The 22,406-nt window shown below is 44.6% G+C and carries 19 protein-coding genes and 2 rRNA genes (1 of these 21 only partly in view); all 21 read left to right on the plus strand.

Translation table 11 applies throughout. The features are described from left to right. The first annotated feature begins 25 nt into the window (after positions 1–25). The gene (gene spoIIE / locus ACFVP7_RS00390; RefSeq protein ID WP_015253002.1) at positions 26–2,509 is read left to right on the plus strand and encodes a stage II sporulation protein E; all 2,484 of its coding nucleotides are present in this window, start codon (positions 26–28) and stop codon (positions 2,507–2,509) included. A gap of 84 nt (positions 2,510–2,593) precedes the next feature. Further along, the gene (locus tag ACFVP7_RS00395) at positions 2,594–3,331 is read left to right on the plus strand and encodes a VWA domain-containing protein (protein ID WP_003243782.1); all 738 of its coding nucleotides are present in this window, start codon (positions 2,594–2,596) and stop codon (positions 3,329–3,331) included. Beyond that, positions 3,297–4,313: a serine/threonine protein kinase PrkT gene (gene prkT / locus ACFVP7_RS00400; protein ID WP_015253001.1), complete on the plus strand. Its 1,017-nt coding sequence runs from the start codon at positions 3,297–3,299 to the stop codon at positions 4,311–4,313. The genes ACFVP7_RS00395 and prkT overlap by 35 nt, the downstream gene beginning before the upstream one ends. Before the next feature lie 103 nt (positions 4,314–4,416). Beyond that, positions 4,417–5,835: a tRNA lysidine(34) synthetase TilS gene (gene tilS, locus ACFVP7_RS00405; RefSeq protein ID WP_086343358.1), complete on the plus strand. Its 1,419-nt coding sequence runs from the start codon at positions 4,417–4,419 to the stop codon at positions 5,833–5,835. After that, positions 5,832–6,374, plus strand: coding sequence for a hypoxanthine phosphoribosyltransferase (gene hpt, locus ACFVP7_RS00410; RefSeq protein ID WP_003226700.1), 543 nt, complete (start codon positions 5,832–5,834; stop codon positions 6,372–6,374). The genes tilS and hpt overlap by 4 nt, the downstream gene beginning before the upstream one ends. 97 nt (positions 6,375–6,471) lie before the next feature. After that, positions 6,472–8,385 carry an ATP-dependent zinc metalloprotease FtsH gene (ftsH, locus tag ACFVP7_RS00415; protein ID WP_003243881.1) on the plus strand — a complete coding sequence of 638 codons (1,914 nt, stop codon included), beginning with the start codon at positions 6,472–6,474 and terminating at the stop codon, positions 8,383–8,385. 194 nt (positions 8,386–8,579) lie between these two features. Then, entirely contained in the window at positions 8,580–9,356 is a 777-nt protein-coding gene (locus tag ACFVP7_RS00420; RefSeq protein ID WP_010886388.1) for a type III pantothenate kinase, read from the plus strand. 11 nt (positions 9,357–9,367) lie between these two features. Further along, the gene (hslO, locus tag ACFVP7_RS00425; protein ID WP_003226695.1) at positions 9,368–10,243 is read left to right on the plus strand and encodes a redox-regulated molecular chaperone HslO; all 876 of its coding nucleotides are present in this window, start codon (positions 9,368–9,370) and stop codon (positions 10,241–10,243) included. Between the two features lie 46 nt (positions 10,244–10,289). Further along, on the plus strand, positions 10,290–11,183 hold the full coding sequence (locus tag ACFVP7_RS00430) for a peptidyl-prolyl cis-trans isomerase (protein WP_338731939.1): 894 nt from the start codon (positions 10,290–10,292) through the stop codon (positions 11,181–11,183). A gap of 75 nt (positions 11,184–11,258) precedes the next feature. Then, positions 11,259–12,185 (plus strand): cysteine synthase A, encoded by a 927-nt coding sequence (gene cysK / locus ACFVP7_RS00435; protein WP_003218399.1) that lies wholly within the window; start codon positions 11,259–11,261, stop codon positions 12,183–12,185. A gap of 166 nt (positions 12,186–12,351) precedes the next feature. After that, positions 12,352–13,764, plus strand: a complete 1,413-nt coding sequence (locus ACFVP7_RS00440; RefSeq protein ID WP_338731942.1) for an anthranilate synthase component I family protein — start codon at positions 12,352–12,354, stop codon at positions 13,762–13,764. 13 nt (positions 13,765–13,777) lie between these two features. Continuing rightward, positions 13,778–14,362: an aminodeoxychorismate/anthranilate synthase component II gene (gene pabA, locus ACFVP7_RS00445; protein WP_014475585.1), complete on the plus strand. Its 585-nt coding sequence runs from the start codon at positions 13,778–13,780 to the stop codon at positions 14,360–14,362. Continuing rightward, positions 14,362–15,243 (plus strand): aminodeoxychorismate lyase, encoded by an 882-nt coding sequence (gene pabC, locus ACFVP7_RS00450; RefSeq protein ID WP_338734088.1) that lies wholly within the window; start codon positions 14,362–14,364, stop codon positions 15,241–15,243. The genes pabA and pabC overlap by 1 nt, the downstream gene beginning before the upstream one ends. Continuing rightward, positions 15,225–16,082 carry a dihydropteroate synthase gene (gene folP / locus ACFVP7_RS00455; protein ID WP_144530805.1) on the plus strand — a complete coding sequence of 286 codons (858 nt, stop codon included), beginning with the start codon at positions 15,225–15,227 and terminating at the stop codon, positions 16,080–16,082. The genes pabC and folP overlap by 19 nt, the downstream gene beginning before the upstream one ends. Next, on the plus strand, positions 16,075–16,437 hold the full coding sequence (gene folB / locus ACFVP7_RS00460; RefSeq protein ID WP_014478613.1) for a dihydroneopterin aldolase: 363 nt from the start codon (positions 16,075–16,077) through the stop codon (positions 16,435–16,437). The genes folP and folB overlap by 8 nt, the downstream gene beginning before the upstream one ends. Next, positions 16,434–16,937, plus strand: coding sequence for a 2-amino-4-hydroxy-6-hydroxymethyldihydropteridine diphosphokinase (gene folK / locus ACFVP7_RS00465; RefSeq protein ID WP_003242690.1), 504 nt, complete (start codon positions 16,434–16,436; stop codon positions 16,935–16,937). Before folB ends, folK begins: the two co-directional genes overlap by 4 nt. Next, the gene (locus tag ACFVP7_RS00470) at positions 16,889–17,098 is read left to right on the plus strand and encodes a helix-turn-helix domain-containing protein (RefSeq protein ID WP_003226678.1); all 210 of its coding nucleotides are present in this window, start codon (positions 16,889–16,891) and stop codon (positions 17,096–17,098) included. The genes folK and ACFVP7_RS00470 overlap by 49 nt, the downstream gene beginning before the upstream one ends. 23 nt (positions 17,099–17,121) lie before the next feature. Continuing rightward, positions 17,122–18,123, plus strand: coding sequence for a tRNA dihydrouridine synthase DusB (gene dusB / locus ACFVP7_RS00475; RefSeq protein ID WP_338731949.1), 1,002 nt, complete (start codon positions 17,122–17,124; stop codon positions 18,121–18,123). Between the two features lie 91 nt (positions 18,124–18,214). Continuing rightward, positions 18,215–19,714 (plus strand): lysine--tRNA ligase, encoded by a 1,500-nt coding sequence (gene lysS, locus ACFVP7_RS00480; protein WP_338731951.1) that lies wholly within the window; start codon positions 18,215–18,217, stop codon positions 19,712–19,714. A 374-nt stretch (positions 19,715–20,088) separates the two neighbouring features. Next, positions 20,089–21,638: ribosomal RNA gene (locus ACFVP7_RS00485) — 16S ribosomal RNA — on the plus strand. Positions 21,639–21,808: 170 nt separating this feature from the next. Further along, positions 21,809–22,406 (plus strand): 23S ribosomal RNA (locus ACFVP7_RS00490) (it continues 2,330 nt past the right edge of the window). Together the 16S and 23S rRNA genes form the textbook arrangement of a ribosomal RNA operon.

Genomic DNA, 22,406 nt, shown 5'->3' on the forward strand with positions numbered 1-22,406 from the left:
ATATAACAGGTGGGAGATGAGAGGAATGGAAAAAGCAGAAAGAAGAGTGAACGGGCCAATGGCGGGACAAGCTTTGGAAAAACTCCAATCGTTTTTTAACAGGGGCACGAAGCTGGTGACTCATCATTTGCATTCACTGTTTTTCTATAAAGGATTCATTTATGTTGTCATCGGATTTTTGCTTGGACGGGCTTTCATATTATCTGAGGTGCTTCCTTTCGCACTTCCTTTCTTTGGAGCGATGCTTCTTATCAGAAGAGACAAAGCGTTTTATGCGGTTTTGGCTGTGCTTGCAGGTGCGCTGACCATTTCTCCAAAGCACTCATTGCTCATACTGGCGGCATTGCTGGCATTCTTCGTATTTTCTAAAGTGGCTGCCTTCATTACCGACGATCGTGTAAAAGCACTCCCGATTGTCGTGTTCTTCTCGATGGCTGCAGCAAGAGCCGGGTTTGTTTATGCCCAAAATGGCGTATTTACAACCTATGATTATGTAATGGCTATCGTTGAGGCTGGACTATCGTTTATCTTAACACTGATTTTCCTTCAGAGCCTTCCGATTTTTACTGTGAAAAAAGTGAAACAATCATTAAAAATAGAGGAAATCATTTGCTTTATGATTCTTATTGCCTCTGTTTTAACGGGGCTGGCCGGCTTGTCCTACCAAGGGATGCAGGCAGAACATATATTGGCTCGTTATGTTGTATTGAGTTTTTCCTTTATTGGCGGAGCAAGCATCGGCTGTACGGTTGGTGTTGTGACCGGCCTGATTCTTGGCTTGGCGAATATCGGAAACCTATATCAAATGAGTCTGCTTGCTTTTTCCGGTTTATTGGGCGGTTTGCTGAAGGAAGGAAAAAAAGCGGGTGCAGCAATCGGTCTGATCGTTGGATCACTTCTTATATCTTTATATGGTGAAGGCTCTGCCGGTCTGATGACCACGCTCTATGAGTCATTAATCGCAGTCGGCCTGTTTTTGCTCACACCTCAATCTATTACAAGGAAAGTGGCGAGATATATTCCGGGAACTGTCGAGCATCTTCAAGAGCAACAGCAATACGCTAGAAAAATCCGTGATGTCACTGCTCAGAAGGTAGACCAGTTCTCCAATGTATTTCACGCGCTGTCTGAAAGCTTTGCAACCTTTTACCAAGCATCAGACGAACAGACAGATGACAGTGAAGTTGATCTGTTCTTAAGCAAAATCACGGAGCATTCCTGTCAGACGTGCTACAAGAAAAACAGGTGCTGGGTACAGAACTTTGATAAAACATATGATTTAATGAAACAAGTTATGCTTGAAACAGAGGAAAAAGAATATGCATCAAACCGAAGGCTGAAAAAAGAGTTTCAACAGTATTGTTCTAAATCCAAGCAGGTTGAAGAGCTGATTGAGGATGAGCTCGCACATCATCATGCCCATTTGACACTCAAGAAAAAAGTCCAAGACAGCAGGCGCCTTGTTGCTGAACAGCTTTTAGGCGTTTCTGAAGTCATGGCCGACTTTTCTCGGGAAATAAAAAGAGAGCGAGAACAGCACTTTCTGCAGGAAGAGCAAATCATAGAGGCGCTTCAGCATTTCGGAATTGAGATTCAGCATGTCGAGATCTATAGTCTTGAACAAGGAAATATCGATATTGAAATGACCATTCCGTTCAGCGGACATGGAGAAAGTGAAAAAATCATTGCCCCTATGCTGTCTGACATTCTGGAAGAACAAATTCTTGTGAAAGCCGAACAGCACTCTCCGCATCCGAATGGATACAGCCATGTCGCCTTTGGATCAACAAAATCATACAGGGTGTCCACGGGAGCTGCTCACGCTGCGAAGGGCGGCGGTCTTGTCTCCGGCGACAGCTACAGCATGATGGAGCTTGGAGCCAGAAAATATGCTGCAGCAATCAGTGACGGAATGGGCAATGGCGCAAGAGCGCACTTTGAAAGCAATGAAACGATCAAGCTTCTTGAAAAAATCCTTGAATCGGGAATTGATGAAAAAATAGCAATTAAAACGATCAACAGCATACTGTCTCTAAGGACAACTGACGAAATATATTCCACGCTTGACCTATCTATTATCGATCTTCAAGATGCCAGCTGTAAGTTTTTGAAGGTTGGATCGACGCCCAGCTTTATCAAACGGGGTGACCAAGTCATGAAAGTTCAAGCGAGTAATCTGCCAATCGGTATTATTAATGAATTTGATGTGGAGGTTGTGAGTGAACAGCTGAAAGCGGGTGACCTCTTAATTATGATGAGTGATGGCATTTTTGAGGGGCCTAAGCATGTGGAAAATCACGACTTATGGATGAAACGTAAAATGAAAGGGTTGAAAACAAATGACCCGCAGGAGATTGCCGATTTGCTTATGGAAGAAGTCATCCGCACAAGATCCGGCCAAATTGAGGACGATATGACTGTTGTTGTCGTCCGGATTGATCACAATACACCGAAGTGGGCATCCATTCCTGTTCCGGCAATCTTTCAAAACAAACAAGAAATTTCATAACGCTTTCGTATAAATCAAATTTCTTCTGGCGAAGATGAGAATATATGAATCTGAGAATCCTCGTATTCTCCAGGAGGAATGAATGTGAACAACGGACATTTAAATCAAATTTTGCTGATAACGGATGGCTGCTCAAACCATGGGGAAGACCCGCTTGCAATGGCTGCTTTTGCTAAAGAGCAGGGGATTACGGTAAATGTCATTGGTATAATGGAAGAAAATCAAATTGACCCTGAGGCAATGAAGGAAGTCGAAGGGATTGCACTTGCCGGAGGAGGCGTGCACCAAGTCGTTTATGCATCTCAGCTTTCACAAACTGTTCAAATGGTAACAAAAAAAGCGATGACGCAAACCTTACAAGGTGTAGTCAATCAAGAACTGAAACAGATTCTCGGAAAGAATGTGGAAATGGAAGAGCTTTCTCCAGAAAAACGCGGCGAAGTCATGGAAGTGGTAGACGAGCTTGGAGAAACGGTGCATCTTCAGGTTTTGGTTCTTGTTGATACAAGTGCAAGTATGGCGCCAAAGCTTCCAACAGTAAAAGAGGCGCTGATTGATTTGTCTGTAAGCCTCAATTCCCGAATTGGGAATAACGAATTTGCGATGTGTATATTTCCCGGGAAAAAACAAGAGGTCGAGCTTGTGCTGAACTGGACACCGAAGCTGCAATCTCTTTCCACACTCTTTGCAAAGCTTTCGACAGGCGGCATCACGCCGACAGGTCCGGCGATTCGTGAAGCGACACTGCAGTTTGAAAAAATACGCTCAAGAAGGGGCATGCTGGCAGATGATGAACGACGCTTTGACGAGTTTGGCATGTAGCCTCAAGCCGGGTACGACAATCAAAGGCAAGTGGAATGGAAACACTTATACATTGCGTAAACAGCTTGGTAAAGGGGCCAATGGAATTGTGTATTTGGCAGAAGCATCAGATGGACATGTTGCCTTAAAGGTGAGTGATGACAGCCTGTCTATTACTTCTGAAGTGAATGTCTTGAAATCTTTCTCAAAGGCCCAGTCCGTTACGATGGGGCCTTCTTTTTTTGATACGGATGATGCTTATATTCCCGGTACCAATACGAAAGTTTCATTTTATGCAATGGAATACATAAAAGGGCCGCTGCTTTTGAAGTATGTCAGTGATAAAGGAGCAGAGTGGATACCTGTATTAATGATTCAGCTGTTATCCAGCTTATCGGTGCTTCACCAGCAAGGATGGATATTCGGCGATCTTAAACCTGATAATCTGATCGTAACTGGTCCGCCCGCAAGGATCCGCTGCATTGATGTGGGCGGCACGACAAAGGAAGGCCGGGCGATAAAAGAGTATACGGAGTTTTATGACAGAGGCTATTGGGGGTATGGAACAAGGAAGGCAGAGCCATCCTATGATTTGTTCGCAGTTGCCATGATTATGATCAACAGTGTGCATAAAAAAGAATTTAAGAAAACGAACCAGCCCAAAGAACAGCTTAGGTCTCTCATCGAAGGAAACCCGCTGCTTCAAAAGTATAAAAAAGTGCTTTTTTCAGCCTTGAACGGAGATTATCAATCCGCAGATGAAATGAAAAAGGATATGCTAGACGCGGGGCAAAAAGCAGCACAAAGAAAACAGCCTATAAAAGCATCACCGCAGCCTGCCACACGACAAAGACAGCAAAAACCGCGCCAAGGAAAAATAACGAAGACGCGATATACCCCAAAACAGAAACCGGCTAAGTCGGGGGGGTTATTTGAAACAACGCTGATCGTGATCAGTGTTTTAGCGCTTTATTTCGCCTATATTATCTTTTTCTTAATCTGAATGGTGCAAACTGCAGAGCCTATGCTTCTTCTTTGCTTGGAGGGGTTGAAAGTGTTAGGATATGAATATCTTTAAAATACCTGCTCATTGTGAGGAGGACATTGTGAAAAGTGTCAAAGATTTTTTAAACAAACACAATCTTACGTTAAAAGGGGCGACAATCATTGTAGGCGTTTCCGGCGGTCCGGACTCAATGGCTCTTCTTCACGCGTTGCATACGTTATGCGGCCGTTCAGCGAATGTTATTGCAGCTCACGTTGACCATCGGTTCAGAGGTGCGGAATCCGAGGAGGACATGCGTTTTGTCCAAGCTTATTGTAAAGCTGAACAGCTCGTGTGCGAAACGGCTCAAATCAATGTAACCGCATATGCACAGGAAAAAGGACTCAATAAGCAGGCTGCAGCACGCGATTGCCGCTACCAGTTTTTTGAGGAAATCATGTCGAAGCACCAAGCGGACTATCTGGCTCTTGCGCATCATGGTGATGACCAGGTTGAAACAATGCTTATGAAACTGGCTAAGGGTACGCTTGGAACGGGACTTGCGGGAATGCAGCCGGTTAGACGTTTTGGGACGGGGCGGATCATCAGGCCGTTCTTAACCATTACAAAGGAAGAGATCCTTCACTATTGCCGTGAAAACGGCTTGAGCTACCGGACGGATGAAAGCAACGCCAAAGATGACTACACAAGAAACAGATTCAGAAAAACAGTGCTCCCGTTTTTGAAGCAGGAATCTCCGGATGTGCATAAAAGGTTTCAGAAAGTGAGTGAAGCACTGACGGAAGATGAGCAATTCTTACAGTCATTAACGAAAGATGAAATGAATAAAGTAATCACAAGCCAGTCTAATACATCAGTTGAAATCAATTCCTCTCAATTGCTTGCCCTCCCGATGCCTTTACAAAGAAGAGGAGTTCAACTAATATTAAACTATCTTTATGAAAACGTTCCATCATCCTTTTCGGCCCATCACATTCAGCAATTTCTCGATTGGGCGGAAAATGGCGGTCCTTCAGGAGTACTCGACTTTCCGAAAGGGCTGAAGGTGGTCAAATCATATCAGACATGTTTGTTTACATTTGAACAATGGCAGTGCAAAAATGTTCCCTTTGAATACCAAATTAGCGGAGCTTCTGATGAAACGGCAGTGCTCCCTAATGGATATCTGATAGAGGCAAAGCATTATGCGGACTCGCCTGAAGAACATGGGAATGCTGTTTTTATCACAAGTGAAAAAAAGGTGCGATTTCCCTTAACAATCCGGACGAGAAAAGCTGGAGACCGGATCAAACTAAAAGGGATGAACGGCTCAAAAAAGGTAAAGGATATATTTATTGATAAGAAATTGCCTCTCCAAGAAAGAGACAACTGGCCGATTGTGACGGACGCAAGCGGTGAAATTATCTGGATACCTGGCTTGAAAAAATCAATTTTTGAAGATCTTGTGATTCCAAACAGCGACCGCATTGTATTACAATATAGACAGCATGAAAAGTGTAGGGGGCAAGCAAAATCATGATGAAACATGATATCGAGAAAGTACTGATCTCAGAGGAAGAGATACAAAAGAAAGTAAAAGAGTTAGGTGCAGAATTAACGAGCGAGTATCAAGATACATTTCCGTTGGCAATCGGTGTGTTAAAAGGAGCACTTCCTTTTATGGCGGATCTTATCAAGCATATTGATACATATTTGGAAATGGATTTCATGGATGTATCAAGCTACGGAAATTCTACGGTTTCTTCTGGAGAAGTCAAAATCATTAAAGATTTGGATACATCTGTAGAGGGCCGGGACATCTTAATTATTGAAGATATCATCGACAGTGGGTTAACCTTAAGTTATCTCGTAGAGCTCTTCCGATACCGTAAAGCAAAATCAATTAAGATTGTTACCCTTTTGGATAAACCGAGCGGAAGAAAAGCGGACATCAAAGCAGACTTTGTCGGTTTTGAAGTTCCTGACGCGTTTGTAGTGGGTTACGGACTTGATTATGCTGAGCGCTATCGCAATCTGCCTTATATCGGAGTGTTAAAACCGGCAGTTTATGAAAGCTGATCGGCAGCCTGCTTCCGAGATGGTTATTGTTTGTATTGGAATGATTTTCTATGGTACTATTGAACATAGTTGTGCTTACTGTGGGAGGAGGTAAGGAATGAATCGGGTCTTCCGTAATACCATTTTTTATTTACTTATTTTATTAGTAGTAATCGGGGTTGTGAGCTACTTCCAGACCTCAAATCCGAAAACAGAAAATATGTCGTACAGTACGTTCATCAAAAACCTGGATGACGGGAAAGTTGATAGCGTATCGGTTCAGCCTGTCAGAGGTGTTTATGAGGTAAAAGGGCAGCTGAAAAACTACGACAAAGATCAATACTTTTTGACTCATGTTCCTGAAGGAAAGGGAGCAGACCAGATATTTAACGCTTTGAAAAAGACAGACGTAAAGGTTGAGCCCGCGCAAGAAACAAGCGGATGGGTGACGTTCCTGACGACCATCATCCCATTTGTCATTATCTTTATTCTGTTTTTCTTCCTGCTCAATCAGGCTCAAGGCGGCGGCAGCCGTGTCATGAACTTTGGCAAGAGTAAAGCGAAGCTGTATACAGAGGAAAAGAAACGCGTCAAATTTAAAGACGTTGCAGGGGCTGACGAAGAAAAGCAAGAACTTGTTGAAGTTGTTGAGTTTCTGAAAGATCCCCGCAAGTTTGCCGAGCTCGGCGCCAGAATACCGAAAGGCGTGCTTTTAGTCGGACCTCCGGGTACCGGTAAAACATTGCTTGCCAAGGCTTGTGCAGGAGAAGCCGGCGTACCTTTCTTCAGCATCAGCGGATCTGATTTCGTTGAAATGTTTGTAGGGGTCGGTGCTTCCCGTGTGCGTGACTTGTTTGAAAATGCGAAAAAGAATGCGCCTTGTTTGATCTTCATTGATGAAATTGACGCAGTCGGACGCCAGCGTGGCGCTGGTCTCGGCGGTGGACACGATGAACGTGAACAGACGCTAAACCAATTGCTTGTTGAAATGGACGGATTCAGCGCTAATGAAGGAATTATCATCATTGCTGCGACGAACCGTGCGGACATCTTGGACCCAGCCTTACTTCGTCCGGGACGTTTTGACCGTCAAATCACAGTGGACCGCCCAGATGTCATTGGCCGTGAAGCTGTATTGAAAGTTCATGCGAGAAACAAACCGCTGGATGAAACGGTTAACCTAAAATCAATTGCCATGAGAACACCAGGCTTCTCAGGCGCTGACTTAGAAAACCTCTTGAATGAAGCTGCGCTTGTAGCGGCTCGTCAAAACAAGAAAAAAATCGATGCGCGTGATATTGACGAAGCGACGGACCGTGTAATTGCCGGACCCGCTAAGAAAAGCCGCGTTATCTCCAAGAAAGAACGCAATATCGTGGCTTATCACGAAGGCGGACACACCGTTATCGGTCTCGTTTTAGATGAGGCAGATATGGTTCATAAAGTAACGATTGTTCCTCGGGGCCAGGCTGGCGGTTATGCTGTTATGCTGCCAAGAGAAGACCGTTATTTCCAAACAAAGCCGGAGCTGCTTGATAAAATTGTCGGCCTCTTGGGCGGACGTGTTGCTGAAGAGATTATCTTCGGTGAAGTCAGCACAGGGGCGCACAATGACTTCCAGCGTGCGACGAATATTGCAAGACGAATGGTTACGGAATTCGGTATGTCAGAAAAACTGGGACCGTTGCAATTTGGACAGTCTCAGGGCGGTCAGGTATTCTTAGGCCGTGATTTCAACAACGAACAGAACTACAGTGATCAAATCGCTTACGAAATTGATCAGGAAATTCAGCGCATCATCAAAGAATGTTATGAGCGTGCGAAACAAATCCTGACTGAAAATCGTGACAAGCTTGAATTGATTGCCCAAACGCTTCTGAAAGTTGAAACGCTTGACGCTGAACAAATCAAACACCTTATCGATCATGGAACATTACCTGAGCGTAATTTCTCAGATGATGAAAAGAACGATGATGTGAAAGTAAACATTCTGACAAAAACAGAAGAAAAGAAAGACGATACGAAGGAGTAATTCGCTTTCTTTCTAAAAAAACTGCCGGCTGACGCTGGCAGTTTTTTTATGTAAATGATGGGCTCAGCTGCGGCTTTTACAATCATCCAATTCTGGTATCGATTTGTTTACAAATGAGCCGCTGATCGTGTATGGTATTGTAGAATGTTTGTAAAAAGTAAAGTAGAGAAACTATTCAAAAGTGGTGATAGAGGTTGTTACTGGTTATCGATGTGGGGAACACCAATACTGTACTTGGTGTATATCATGATGGAAAATTAGAATATCACTGGCGTATAGAAACAAGCAGGCATAAAACAGAAGATGAGTTTGGGATGATTTTGCGCTCCTTATTTGATCACTCAGGGCTTATGTTTGAACAGATAGATGGCATTATTATTTCGTCAGTAGTGCCGCCAATCATGTTTGCGTTAGAAAGAATGTGCACAAAATACTTTCATATCGAGCCGCAAATTGTTGGTCCAGGTATGAAAACCGGTTTAAATATAAAATATGACAATCCGAAAGAAGTGGGGGCAGACAGAATCGTAAATGCTGTCGCTGCGATACACTTGTACGGCAATCCATTAATTGTTGTCGATTTCGGAACCGCCACAACGTACTGCTATATTGATGAAAACAAACAATACATGGGCGGGGCGATTGCCCCTGGGATTACAATTTCGACAGAGGCGCTTTACTCGCGTGCAGCAAAGCTTCCGCGTATCGAAATCACCCGGCCCGACAATATTATCGGAAAAAACACTGTTAGCGCGATGCAATCTGGGATTTTATTTGGCTATGTCGGCCAAGTGGAAGGAATCGTTAAGCGAATGAAATGGCAGGCAAAACAGGAACCAAAGGTCATTGCGACAGGAGGCCTGGCGCCGCTCATTGCGAACGAATCAGATTGTATAGACATCGTTGATCCATTCTTAACCCTAAAAGGGCTGGAATTGATTTATGAAAGAAACCGCGTAGGAAGTGTATAGGAGGTTTAGTAATGGATTATTTAGTAAAAGCACTTGCGTATGACGGAAAAGTTCGGGCTTATGCTGCGAGAACGACTGATATGGTAAATGAGGGGCAAAGACGCCATGGTACGTGGCCGACAGCATCCGCTGCATTGGGCCGCACTATGACAGCTTCACTTATGCTCGGCGCTATGCTGAAGGGCGATGATAAGCTGACCGTGAAAATCGAGGGCGGAGGTCCGATCGGAGCTATTGTAGCTGATGCCAATGCCAAAGGAGAAGTCAGAGCCTATGTCTCTAACCCGCAAGTTCATTTTGATTTAAATGAACAAGGCAAGCTTGATGTCAGACGTGCGGTTGGAACAAACGGAACGTTAAGTGTCGTAAAAGATTTAGGTTTGCGCGAGTTCTTCACAGGACAAGTAGAAATCGTTTCAGGAGAATTAGGAGATGATTTCACTTACTATCTTGTATCATCTGAGCAGGTTCCTTCATCAGTGGGCGTAGGTGTGCTCGTGAATCCTGACAATACCATTCTTGCGGCAGGGGGCTTTATTATTCAGCTGATGCCGGGAACAGATGATGAAACAATCACAAAAATTGAACAGCGTCTATCTCAAGTAGAGCCGATTTCTAAGCTCATCCAAAAAGGGCTGACACCAGAAGAAATTTTAGAAGAAGTCCTAGGCGAGAAACCTGAGATTTTGGAAACGATGCCTGTCAGATTCCATTGCCCTTGTTCAAAAGAACGGTTCGAAACAGCCATTTTAGGACTAGGCAAAAAAGAAATTCAAGATATGATAGAAGAAGATGGACAAGCCGAAGCAGTATGCCATTTTTGTAATGAAAAGTACTTATTTACAAAAGAAGAGCTGGAAGGGCTTCGTGACCAAACTACCCGCTAAGCTCTTTAGCGGGTTTTTAATTTGAGAAAAGGGGCTGAAAGCAGGTTTGAAATCAAGAACAATCTGGACCATTATTTTAGGGGCGCTGTTGGTTTGCTGTATTGCTGTTGCATATACGCTGACGAAATCCCAAGACGGCGCATCGTCATCCGGTGAGTCTATTGCGACTATCGGGGGCAAGAGTGTGACAAGAGAAGAATGGCTGAAAGAAATGGAAGATCAGTATGGTAAGTCAACGCTTGAAGATATGATCAATGTCCGAGTTGTTGAGCAGCTGGCTAAAAAGAACAACCTTAAAATATCCAAAAGCGAAATTGATCGTGAGTTTTTGCTGATTAAAGCGGTCAATAATTCCTTTTACGAAGATGAACATACGACGGAGAAAGAGTGGAAAGACCAAATTCGTTATAATATCCTCCTTGAGGAATTGTTAACAAGGGATATCGATATCTCAAACAAAGAATTGGAATCATTCTATCATAAAAATAAGGAACTATATCAGTTTGATGATTCGTATCGAATTCGGCATATTGTTGTAAAAGATGAAGAAGAAGCGAGAGAAGTCCTGAAAGAACTGAAAGGCGGATCAAGCTTTGAAGCTGTCGCTGCCGAAAGATCCACTGACAGATATACATCACCATACGGCGGAGATTTAGGTTTTGTCACAGAGGCATCAGACAACATTCCATCAGCATACATTGAAGAGGCGAAAACACTCAAAGAGGATGAATGGTCTCAGGAACCAATAAAGGTCAGCAACGGATATGCCATTATCCAGCTGAAAGAAAAACTAAAGGCAAGAACGTTCTCATTTGATGAAGTAAAGGACCAGATCAGACGGCAAATCGCAATGGATCAGCTAGGCGATAAAGCGACAGTTAAGACACTTTGGAAAGAAGCTGATGTATCTTGGTTTTATGGGGAAAAAAGTACTAAGTGATTGACAAAAAATTTTGAAATTGATAGATTATATACATAATACCAATACAAATAGTCGGAAATTGAGGTGTCGAGAATGGTACGTGTAGCAAACTCCATTACTGAATTAATTGGGAATACGCCAATCGTTAAATTAAATCGCCTTGCAGATGAAAACAGTGCGGATGTATATCTAAAACTTGAATACATGAACCCTGGAAGCAGTGTAAAAGACCGTATCGGTTTAGCCATGATTGAAGCGGCTGAAAAAGAAGGAAAATTAAAAGCCGGTGATACAATCATTGAACCGACAAGCGGAAATACTGGAATCGGGCTTGCAATGGTTGCTGCTGCTAAAGGATTAAAAGCCATTTTGGTTATGCCTGATACAATGAGCATGGAGCGCCGCAACCTTCTTCGTGCATACGGTGCTGAACTTGTGCTGACTCCTGGTGCGGAAGGCATGAAAGGTGCCATTAAGAAAGCTGAAGAGCTTGCTGAAAAGCACGGATACTTTGTGCCGCAGCAGTTTAACAACCCTTCTAACCCAGAAATTCACCGCCAAACAACGGGTAAAGAAATCGTTGAGCAATTCGGTGATGACCAGCTTGACGCATTTGTAGCCGGAATCGGAACGGGCGGAACGATTACGGGAGCGGGCGAAGTGCTGAAGGAAGCATACCCTTCCATCAAGATTTATGCTGTTGAACCGTCAGATTCCCCAGTGCTTTCAGGAGGAAAACCAGGCCCCCACAAAATTCAGGGAATCGGAGCGGGATTCGTGCCGGACATCTTAAACACTGAAGTATATGATGAAATCTTCCCTGTGAAGAATGAAGAAGCATTCGAATATGCCCGCAGAGCTGCACGTGAAGAAGGAATTCTCGGAGGCATCTCATCAGGTGCGGCAATTTATGCTGCTCTTCAAGTAGCAAAAAAACTCGGAAAAGGCAAAAAAGTATTGGCCATCATTCCAAGTAACGGCGAACGTTATCTAAGCACGCCGCTGTATCAATTCGATTAAAAAAAGCCAAAACTCCCGGTCCGCCGGGAGTTTTTTTATATTTCGTGCATCAAATATGCCATGTCTGCGACGAATGTTATTCTTGGAAGAGAAATTCACTTTTTTCACTAACAACATTGCTTTACAATTAAAAATAAGTAAAAAAGAAAATAGAGGAATGATACAAATGGCACAACGCAGACCGGCAGGCAAAAAAGTACCTTTTCAAAAAGACTCATTCTTACAACAATTTGAGAAACTTGCGCAATCCCGAAAACATCATGTACTTCTCGAAAGTGCAAGAGGCGGCAGATATAGTATAGCCGGTCTTGATCCAATTGCGACTGTGAAAGGAAAAGACGGAATAACTACAATTAAGCATGGTGATGAGATGCTGTTTAAAGAAGGTGATCCATTACGGGCCTTCCACAGCTGGTTTAAAACGCTGGAAACAGAAACGAATCATGAGTTCCCTGACTTTCAAGGCGGGGCAATCGGGTTTCTCAGCTATGATTACGCACGGTACATTGAAAATTTTAAAATGCTCTCATTAGATGATCTAGAAACACCAGATATTTATTTTCTTGTTTTTGATGATATAGCAGTTTATGACCATCAAGAAGAGTCTCTATGGCTGATTACTCATGTTAATGGTTCTGATCAGGAAACAGCGGATGTGAAGCTATCTGAGTTAGAGCAGATGTGGCTGACTGAGCTTCCCGCTGTCTCTTCGCGAGAGATGAACCCTGAAACAGATGGTTCTTTCGCGGCGCCATTTACCGAGGATGGGTTCTCGCAAGCTGTAGAGAAAATCAAACAATACATTGCCAGCGGAGATGTGTTTCAAGTCAATCTATCAATAAGGCAGTCACAGTCACTGTCTGCCCACCCATATCAAATTTACAAAACCTTGAGAGAAGTAAATCCTTCTCCTTATATGGCGTATTTAGAAACACCTGATTTCCAAATCATTTGCGGATCGCCTGAACTGCTTGTCAGCAAAAAGGGCAAGCTATTAGAGACGAGACCGATTGCGGGCACCCGTTCCAGAGGGAAAACAAATGAAGAAGACGAGGCGCTTGCAAACGAATTGATACACAATGAAAAAGAACGCGCGGAACATGTCATGCTGGTTGATCTTGAGCGAAATGATCTGGGAAGAGTATCACGGTACGGGTCTGTGCGCGTAAATGAATTCATGGCAATTGAAAAATACTCGCATGTGATGCACATTGTGTCTAATGTCCAAGGTGAACTGCGGGATGGGTATGATGCTGTAGATATTATTCATGCTGTATTCCCCGGAGGAACCATTACTGGTGCACCGAAAGTAAGAACGATGGAAATTATAGAAGAACTTGAGCCGACACGCCGAGGGCTTTATACTGGATCTATAGGATGGTTTGGATATAATCACGATCTGCAGTTTAATATCGTCATTCGAACCATTTATGCAACCGGAGGGCAGGCATTTATGCAGTCCGGCGCAGGAGTTGTGATTGATTCTGTTCCGAAGCACGAATACAAGGAATCATTCAAAAAAGCTTTTGCGATGCAAAGAGCATTAGAGCTGAGCAAAGAAGAGACAAAAATTAGATGAGGTGAGCGGAGAAATGATTTTAATGATCGATAACTACGATTCATTCACGTACAACTTGGTACAGTATTTGGGCGAGCTTGGGGAAGAGCTGGTTGTGAAACGCAATGACAGCATCACAATCGAAGAAATTGAAGAACTGTCTCCGGACTTTCTGATGATATCTCCCGGACCGTGCAGCCCTGATGAGGCGGGAATCAGCCTCGAAGCGATTAAACATTTCGCAGGAAAAATTCCTATTTTCGGTGTATGTCTCGGACACCAGTCCATCGCACAAGTGTTCGGTGGTGACGTTGTTAGGGCAGAACGGCTTATGCACGGGAAAACCTCGGATATCGAGCATGACGGCAAGACCATTTTTGAAGGGTTGAAAAATCCCCTTGTTGCGACGCGATACCACTCGCTGATCGTAAAACCTGAGACGCTGCCAAGCTGTTTTACAGTAACAGCACAAACGAAAGAAGGAGAAATCATGGCTATTCGCCACAATGACCTCCCGATAGAGGGCGTGCAATTTCACCCAGAGTCTATTATGACCTCCTTTGGGAAAGAAATGCTCAGAAATTTTATTGAGACATATCGCAAGGAAGTTATTGCGTGATGATATATGTGAACGGCCGGTATATGGAGGAGAAAGATGCAGTTCTTTCTCCTTTTGACCATGGGTTTTTATATGGGATCGGTGTTTTCGAAACCTTCAGGCTCTACGAAGGCTGCCCGTTTTTGCTTGATTGGCATATAGAAAGGCTTGAACGCGCGCTTAAGGATCTGCAAATCGAATATACTGTTTCAAAGCATGAGATCCTTGAGATGCTGGACAAGCTGCTTAAGCTAAATGATATCAAGGATGGTAATGCCCGCGTCAGACTGAACATATCAGCGGGAATCAGCGATAAAGGCTTTGTCGCCCAGACGTACGATAAGCCGACCGTTTTATGCTTTGTGAATCAGCTGAAACCAGAAAGTCTTCCTTTGCAAAAAGAAGGAAAGGTTTTATCGATACGGAGAAACACTCCTGAGGGATCGTTCCGGTTAAAATCTCATCATTATCTAAATAATATGTATGCGAAACGGGAAATTGGAAATGATCCGCGTGTCGAGGGAATTTTCCTAACGGAGGATGGAGTTGTTGCAGAGGGTATCATATCTAATGTCTTCTGGAGAAAAGGTCGCTGTATCTATACGCCATCACTTGATACCGGTATTCTGGACGGCGTCACGAGACGTTTTATCATAGAAAATGCAAAGAATATCGGCCTGGAGCTCAAAACGGGCCGATATGAGTTAGAAGCTCTCTTGACAGCTGACGAAGCGTGGATGACGAACTCGGTTCTTGAAATCATCCCGTTTACTAAAATAGAAGAAGTAAACTATGGAAGCCAAAGCGGAGAAGCAACCTCCGCTCTTCAATTGTTTTACAAAAAAGAAATAAAGAACATGATTCATGAAAAGGGAGGAAGAGCATGGCGCAGCACACAATAGATCAAACACAAGTAATCCACACTAAGCCCAGCGCTTTATCATATAAAGAGAAGACGCTGGTGATGGGAATTTTAAACGTAACGCCTGACTCTTTCTCGGACGGCGGAAAATATGACAGCTTGGACAAGGCGCTGCTGCACGCGAAAGAGATGATCGATGATGGTGCCCATATCATTGATATCGGAGGGGAATCGACAAGGCCTGGCGCTGAGTGCGTATCTGAGGATGAGGAGATGTCCAGAGTCATTCCGGTGATTGAGCGGATTACGAAAGAGCTTGGTGTTCCTATTTCTATAGACACGTACAAGGCTTCTGTCGCAGATGAAGCAGTGAAAGCCGGCGCATCCATTATCAATGATATTTGGGGAGCCAAACATGATCCGAAGATGGCTTCCGTTGCAGCTGAACATAATGTTCCAATTGTTCTCATGCATAACCGCCCTGAAAGAAACTACAATGACTTGTTGCCGGATATGCTGACGGACTTAATGGAGAGTGTGAAAATTGCTGTTGAGGCCGGAGTAGACGAGAAGAACATTATTCTTGATCCCGGTATCGGTTTCGCGAAAACCTATCACGATAACTTGGCAGTGATGAACAAACTAGAGATTTTCAGCGGGTTGGGATATCCGGTTCTTCTGGCAACCTCCCGAAAAAGATTCATCGGACGTGTTCTGGATCTTCCGCCTGAGGAGCGGGCTGAGGGCACAGGCGCGACTGTGTGTCTCGGCATTCAAAAAGGCTGTGACATTGTCAGGGTCCATGATGTAAAGCAAATTGCCAGAATGGCGAAAATGATGGACGCGATGCTGAATAAGGGAGGGGTGCACCATGGATAAAGTTTATGTAGAAGGTATGGAGTTTTACGGATATCACGGTGTGTTCAAAGAAGAAAACAAACTTGGCCAGCGGTTTAAAGTCGATTTAACCGCTGAGCTGGATTTAAGCAAAGCTGGACAAACAGACGACCTTGAGCAAACGATCAACTATGCTGAGCTCTATCACGTATGTAAAGATATCGTGGAAGGGGAGCCTGTAAAATTGGTAGAAACGCTGGCGGAACGTATTGCTGGCACTGTTCTCGAAAAATTTCAGCCTGTTCAGCAATGTACGGTGAAAGTGATTAAGCCAGACCCGCCAATTCCCGGACACTATAAATCAGTAGCAATTGAAATTACGAGAAAAAAGTCATGAACAACATAGCTTATATTGCACTTGGATCTAATATTGGAGATAGAGAAACGTATTTAAGGCAAGCAGTGGCTTTACTGCATCAGCATGCTGCGGTGACAGTCACTAAAGTGTCGTCTATTTACGAAACTGACCCGGTCGGATACGAAGATCAAGCTCAATTTTTGAATATGGCTGTTGAAATCAAGACATCACTGAACCCTTTTGAACTACTTGAACTGACGCAGCAGATAGAAAATGAATTAGGCAGAACAAGGGAAGTAAGATGGGGGCCGCGGACGGCAGACCTTGACATTTTGTTATTTAATCGTGAAAATATTGAAACAGAGCAACTAATTGTTCCGCATCCGAGAATGTATGAGCGTTTGTTTGTCCTTGCTCCGCTTGCGGAAATTTGCCAGCAGGTTGAAAAAGAGGCTACAAGCGCCGAAACAGACCAAGAAGGTGTAAGAGTATGGAAGCAGAAATCTGGGGTAGACGAATTCGTGCATTCAGAAAGCTGAAAGGTTATACTCAAGAAGGATTTGCAAAAGCATTAGGTATATCAGTTTCTATTCTCGGCGAAATTGAACGCGGAAACCGATTGCCGTCAGCTGCCATCATTCAAGATGCAGCAGATGTTTTAAATATAAGTGCGGACGAATTGGCGCCGCCAGAAAAATAGAACAAATGAAAGGAGGAGAAAAATTGTTCAAAATCGGAGATATTCAATTGAAAAACCGGGTTGTGCTCGCACCTATGGCTGGTGTCTGCAACTCTGCGTTCAGATTGACTGTAAAGGAATTCGGAGCCGGATTGGTATGCGCTGAAATGGTCAGTGACAAAGCGATCCTTTACAACAATGCAAGAACAATGGGTATGCTTTATATTGATGAACGTGAGAAACCACTGAGCCTTCAAATTTTCGGAGGAAAAAAGGAAACCCTTGTGGAAGCGGCGAAGTTTGTAGACCAAAACACAACTGCTGATATCATTGATATTAACATGGGATGTCCCGTGCCGAAGATTACAAAATGCGATGCGGGAGCCAAATGGCTTCTCGATCCTGATAAGATTTACGAAATGGTTTCTGCAGTAGTGGATGCTGTTAATAAACCAGTTACAGTGAAAATGAGAATGGGTTGGGATGAAGACCACATTTTCGCAGTGAAAAATGCACAGGCTGTAGAATGTGCGGGCGGTAAAGCAGTTGCGCTTCACGGCCGTACGAGAGTGCAGATGTACGAAGGAACGGCAAACTGGGATATCATCAAAGAAGTAAAACAATCAGTATCGATTCCGGTTATCGGAAACGGCGATGTTAAGACACCGCAGGATGCTAAGCGTATGCTCGATGAGACAGGAGTAGACGGGGTTATGATCGGACGCGCTGCATTGGGCAACCCGTGGATGATTTACCGTACGGTTCAGTATCTTGAAACAGGTGAATTAAAAGAAGAGCCGCAAGTACGCGAAAAAATGGCCGTATGCAAACTGCATCTTGACCGCCTGATTGACTTAAAAGGTGAAAACGTAGCGGTAAGAGAAATGAGAAAGCACGCTGCATGGTATCTGAAAGGCGTGAAAGGCAATGCGAACGTTCGTAATGAAATCAATCATTGCGAGACGAGAGAAGAGTTTGTACAGCTTTTAGATGCATTTACGGTTGAAGTTGAGGCAAAAGAGCTTCAAAATGCAAAAGTAGGATAATACTCACCTCTATTTGCTGCTCACTGCTAGTTTTACGCTGGCAGTTTTTCTGCTTTTTTCATGAAACAATATCTGTAATGGAGTGATAACAATGAGTCAAGAAGAGCATAACCATGAAGAATTGAATGATCAGCTGCAAGTCAGACGCGATAAAATGAATCAGCTGAGAGATAACGGCATCGATCCATTCGGCGCACGTTTTGAAAGAACTCATCAGTCTCAAGAAGTTATTTCGGCATATCAAGATCTAACCAAAGAAGAGTTAGAAGAAAAAGCGATTGAAGTTACAATCGCAGGCCGCATGATGACAAAACGCGGCAAAGGAAAAGCCGGCTTTGCCCATCTTCAGGATTTAGAAGGCCAAATCCAAATCTACGTAAGAAAAGACAGTGTCGGTGACGACCAATATGAAATCTTCAAGTCTTCTGACCTCGGTGATCTTATCGGCGTAACCGGAAAAGTCTTCAAAACAAATGTAGGCGAATTGTCTGTTAAAGCAACTTCCTTTGAATTGCTGACAAAAGCGCTTCGTCCGCTTCCTGACAAATACCATGGTTTAAAAGACGTTGAGCAGCGCTACCGTCAGCGCTACCTGGATCTTATCGTAAACCCAGACAGCAAACATACGTTTATTACACGAAGCAAGATCATTCAAGCTATGAGAAGATACCTTGATGATCATGGATACTTAGAAGTAGAAACACCTACAATGCACAGCATTCCTGGGGGAGCTTCTGCACGTCCGTTTATCACTCACCACAACGCGTTAGACATTCCACTCTATATGCGTATTGCTATCGAACTGCACCTAAAACGTCTAATTGTCGGCGGTTTAGAAAAAGTATATGAAATCGGCCGTGTTTTCCGTAACGAAGGTGTCTCTACACGCCATAACCCTGAATTTACAATGATTGAGTTATATGAAGCATATGCGGACTATAAAGATATCATGAGCTTAACTGAAAACCTTGTCGCTCATATCGCCCAAGAAGTGCTTGGCACAACTACGATTCAATACGGGGAAGAGCAAATCGACCTTAAACCGGAGTGGAAAAGAATCCATATGGTTGACGCAGTCAAAGAAGCGACCGGCGTTGATTTCTGGGAAGAGGTTACTGTTGAACAGGCGCGTGAATATGCAAAAGAACATGGAGTAGAAATTAAAGACTCTATGACAGTAGGCCATATCATCAACGAATTCTTCGAACAAAAAATTGAAGAAACGCTTATTCAGCCAACGTTTATTTACGGGCATCCTGTAGAAATTTCTCCTCTTGCTAAGAAAAACCCTGAGGACCCGCGTTTTACAGACCGTTTTGAGCTGTTTATCGTTGGCCGTGAACATGCCAACGCGTTTACAGAGCTGAATGATCCTATTGATCAAAGAGAACGCTTTGAAGCGCAATTAAAAGAGCGTGAAGCCGGTAATGATGAAGCTCATCTAATGGATGAAGACTTTGTTGAAGCTCTGGAATACGGTATGCCGCCAACAGGAGGTTTAGGCATCGGTATCGACCGTCTGGTTATGCTGCTGACGAATGCTCCTTCTATTCGCGATGTGCTGTTATTCCCGCAAATGAGACATCGCTAATAAAGAAGAGCGGTATCCTCCATAGGGAAAGGATGCCGCTCTTTTTAAATTCCTTAGTATTTCTTCAAAAAAACTATTGCACTATTATTTACTAGGTGGTATATTATTATTCGTTGCCGCTAAACAAGGCGATAACGAAAAAAAGAACTTCAAAAAAAGTTATTGACTTCACTGAGTCAACGAGTTATAATAATAAAGTCGCTTGAACGAAGTGAACAAAATGATCTTTGAAAACTAAACAAGACAAAACGTACCTGTTAATTCATTTTTTATAAATCGCACAGCGATGTGCGTAGTCAGTCAAACTAGGGCCTGCACGACGCAGGTCACACAGGTGTCGCCGCAGGATGCGGTGAACTTAACCTGTGATCCATTTATCGGAGAGTTTGATCCTGGCTCAGGACGAACGCTGGCGGCGTGCCTAATACATGCAAGTCGAGCGGACAGATGGGAGCTTGCTCCCTGATGTTAGCGGCGGACGGGTGAGTAACACGTGGGTAACCTGCCTGTAAGACTGGGATAACTCCGGGAAACCGGGGCTAATACCGGATGGTTGTTTGAACCGCATGGTTCAAACATAAAAGGTGGCTTCGGCTACCACTTACAGATGGACCCGCGGCGCATTAGCTAGTTGGTGAGGTAACGGCTCACCAAGGCAACGATGCGTAGCCGACCTGAGAGGGTGATCGGCCACACTGGGACTGAGACACGGCCCAGACTCCTACGGGAGGCAGCAGTAGGGAATCTTCCGCAATGGACGAAAGTCTGACGGAGCAACGCCGCGTGAGTGATGAAGGTTTTCGGATCGTAAAGCTCTGTTGTTAGGGAAGAACAAGTACCGTTCGAATAGGGCGGTACCTTGACGGTACCTAACCAGAAAGCCACGGCTAACTACGTGCCAGCAGCCGCGGTAATACGTAGGTGGCAAGCGTTGTCCGGAATTATTGGGCGTAAAGGGCTCGCAGGCGGTTTCTTAAGTCTGATGTGAAAGCCCCCGGCTCAACCGGGGAGGGTCATTGGAAACTGGGGAACTTGAGTGCAGAAGAGGAGAGTGGAATTCCACGTGTAGCGGTGAAATGCGTAGAGATGTGGAGGAACACCAGTGGCGAAGGCGACTCTCTGGTCTGTAACTGACGCTGAGGAGCGAAAGCGTGGGGAGCGAACAGGATTAGATACCCTGGTAGTCCACGCCGTAAACGATGAGTGCTAAGTGTTAGGGGGTTTCCGCCCCTTAGTGCTGCAGCTAACGCATTAAGCACTCCGCCTGGGGAGTACGGTCGCAAGACTGAAACTCAAAGGAATTGACGGGGGCCCGCACAAGCGGTGGAGCATGTGGTTTAATTCGAAGCAACGCGAAGAACCTTACCAGGTCTTGACATCCTCTGACAATCCTAGAGATAGGACGTCCCCTTCGGGGGCAGAGTGACAGGTGGTGCATGGTTGTCGTCAGCTCGTGTCGTGAGATGTTGGGTTAAGTCCCGCAACGAGCGCAACCCTTGATCTTAGTTGCCAGCATTCAGTTGGGCACTCTAAGGTGACTGCCGGTGACAAACCGGAGGAAGGTGGGGATGACGTCAAATCATCATGCCCCTTATGACCTGGGCTACACACGTGCTACAATGGACAGAACAAAGGGCAGCGAAACCGCGAGGTTAAGCCAATCCCACAAATCTGTTCTCAGTTCGGATCGCAGTCTGCAACTCGACTGCGTGAAGCTGGAATCGCTAGTAATCGCGGATCAGCATGCCGCGGTGAATACGTTCCCGGGCCTTGTACACACCGCCCGTCACACCACGAGAGTTTGTAACACCCGAAGTCGGTGAGGTAACCTTTTAGGAGCCAGCCGCCGAAGGTGGGACAGATGATTGGGGTGAAGTCGTAACAAGGTAGCCGTATCGGAAGGTGCGGCTGGATCACCTCCTTTCTAAGGATATTATACGGAATATAAGACCTTGGGTCTTATAAACAGAACGTTCCCTGTCTTGTTTAGTTTTGAAGGATCATTCCTTCGAAACGTGTTCTTTGAAAACTAGATAACAGTAGACATCACATTCAATTAGTAATACAAGATATCACATAGTGATTCTTTTTAACGGTTAAGTTAGAAAGGGCGCACGGTGGATGCCTTGGCACTAGGAGCCGATGAAGGACGGGACGAACACCGATATGCTTCGGGGAGCTGTAAGCAAGCTTTGATCCGGAGATTTCCGAATGGGGAAACCCACCACTCGTAATGGAGTGGTATCCATATCTGAATTCATAGGATATGAGAAGGCAGACCCGGGGAACTGAAACATCTAAGTACCCGGAGGAAGAGAAAGCAAATGCGATTCCCTGAGTAGCGGCGAGCGAAACGGGATTAGCCCAAACCAAGAGGCTTGCCTTTTGGGGTTGTAGGACACTCTGTACGGAGTTACAAAGGAACGAGGTAGATGAAGAGGTATGGAAAGGCCCGCCATAGGAGGTAACAGCCCTGTAGTCAAAACTTCGTTCTCTCCTGAGTGGATCCTGAGTACGGCGGAACACGTGAAATTCCGTCGGAATCCGGGAGGACCATCTCCCAAGGCTAAATACTCCCTAGTGACCGATAGTGAACCAGTACCGTGAGGGAAAGGTGAAAAGCACCCCGGAAGGGGAGTGAAAGAGATCCTGAAACCGTGTGCCTACAAGTAGTCAGAGCCCGTTAACGGGT

It is taken from the genome of Bacillus sp. SG20033 (assembly GCF_044570195.1).
Lineage (GTDB): Bacteria > Bacillota > Bacilli > Bacillales > Bacillaceae > Bacillus > Bacillus subtilis.

What these genes read in the sequence shown, in the direction of transcription:
- spoIIE (WP_015253002.1), top strand. Translation starts at nt 26, where the DNA reads ATGGAAAAAGCAGAAAGAAGAGTGAACGGGCCAATGGCGGGACAAGCT.
- prkT (WP_015253001.1), top strand. Translation starts at nt 3,297, where the DNA reads ATGATGAACGACGCTTTGACGAGTTTGGCATGTAGCCTCAAGCCGGGT.
- hpt (WP_003226700.1), top strand. Translation starts at nt 5,832, where the DNA reads ATGATGAAACATGATATCGAGAAAGTACTGATCTCAGAGGAAGAGATA.
- ftsH (WP_003243881.1), top strand. Translation starts at nt 6,472, where the DNA reads ATGAATCGGGTCTTCCGTAATACCATTTTTTATTTACTTATTTTATTA.
- hslO (WP_003226695.1), top strand. Translation starts at nt 9,368, where the DNA reads ATGGATTATTTAGTAAAAGCACTTGCGTATGACGGAAAAGTTCGGGCT.
- cysK (WP_003218399.1), top strand. Translation starts at nt 11,259, where the DNA reads ATGGTACGTGTAGCAAACTCCATTACTGAATTAATTGGGAATACGCCA.
- ACFVP7_RS00440 (WP_338731942.1), top strand. Translation starts at nt 12,352, where the DNA reads ATGGCACAACGCAGACCGGCAGGCAAAAAAGTACCTTTTCAAAAAGAC.
- pabA (WP_014475585.1), top strand. Translation starts at nt 13,778, where the DNA reads ATGATTTTAATGATCGATAACTACGATTCATTCACGTACAACTTGGTA.
- pabC (WP_338734088.1), top strand. Translation starts at nt 14,362, where the DNA reads ATGATATATGTGAACGGCCGGTATATGGAGGAGAAAGATGCAGTTCTT.
- folP (WP_144530805.1), top strand. Translation starts at nt 15,225, where the DNA reads ATGGCGCAGCACACAATAGATCAAACACAAGTAATCCACACTAAGCCC.
- folB (WP_014478613.1), top strand. Translation starts at nt 16,075, where the DNA reads ATGGATAAAGTTTATGTAGAAGGTATGGAGTTTTACGGATATCACGGT.
- folK (WP_003242690.1), top strand. Translation starts at nt 16,434, where the DNA reads ATGAACAACATAGCTTATATTGCACTTGGATCTAATATTGGAGATAGA.
- ACFVP7_RS00470 (WP_003226678.1), top strand. Translation starts at nt 16,889, where the DNA reads ATGGAAGCAGAAATCTGGGGTAGACGAATTCGTGCATTCAGAAAGCTG.
- lysS (WP_338731951.1), top strand. Translation starts at nt 18,215, where the DNA reads ATGAGTCAAGAAGAGCATAACCATGAAGAATTGAATGATCAGCTGCAA.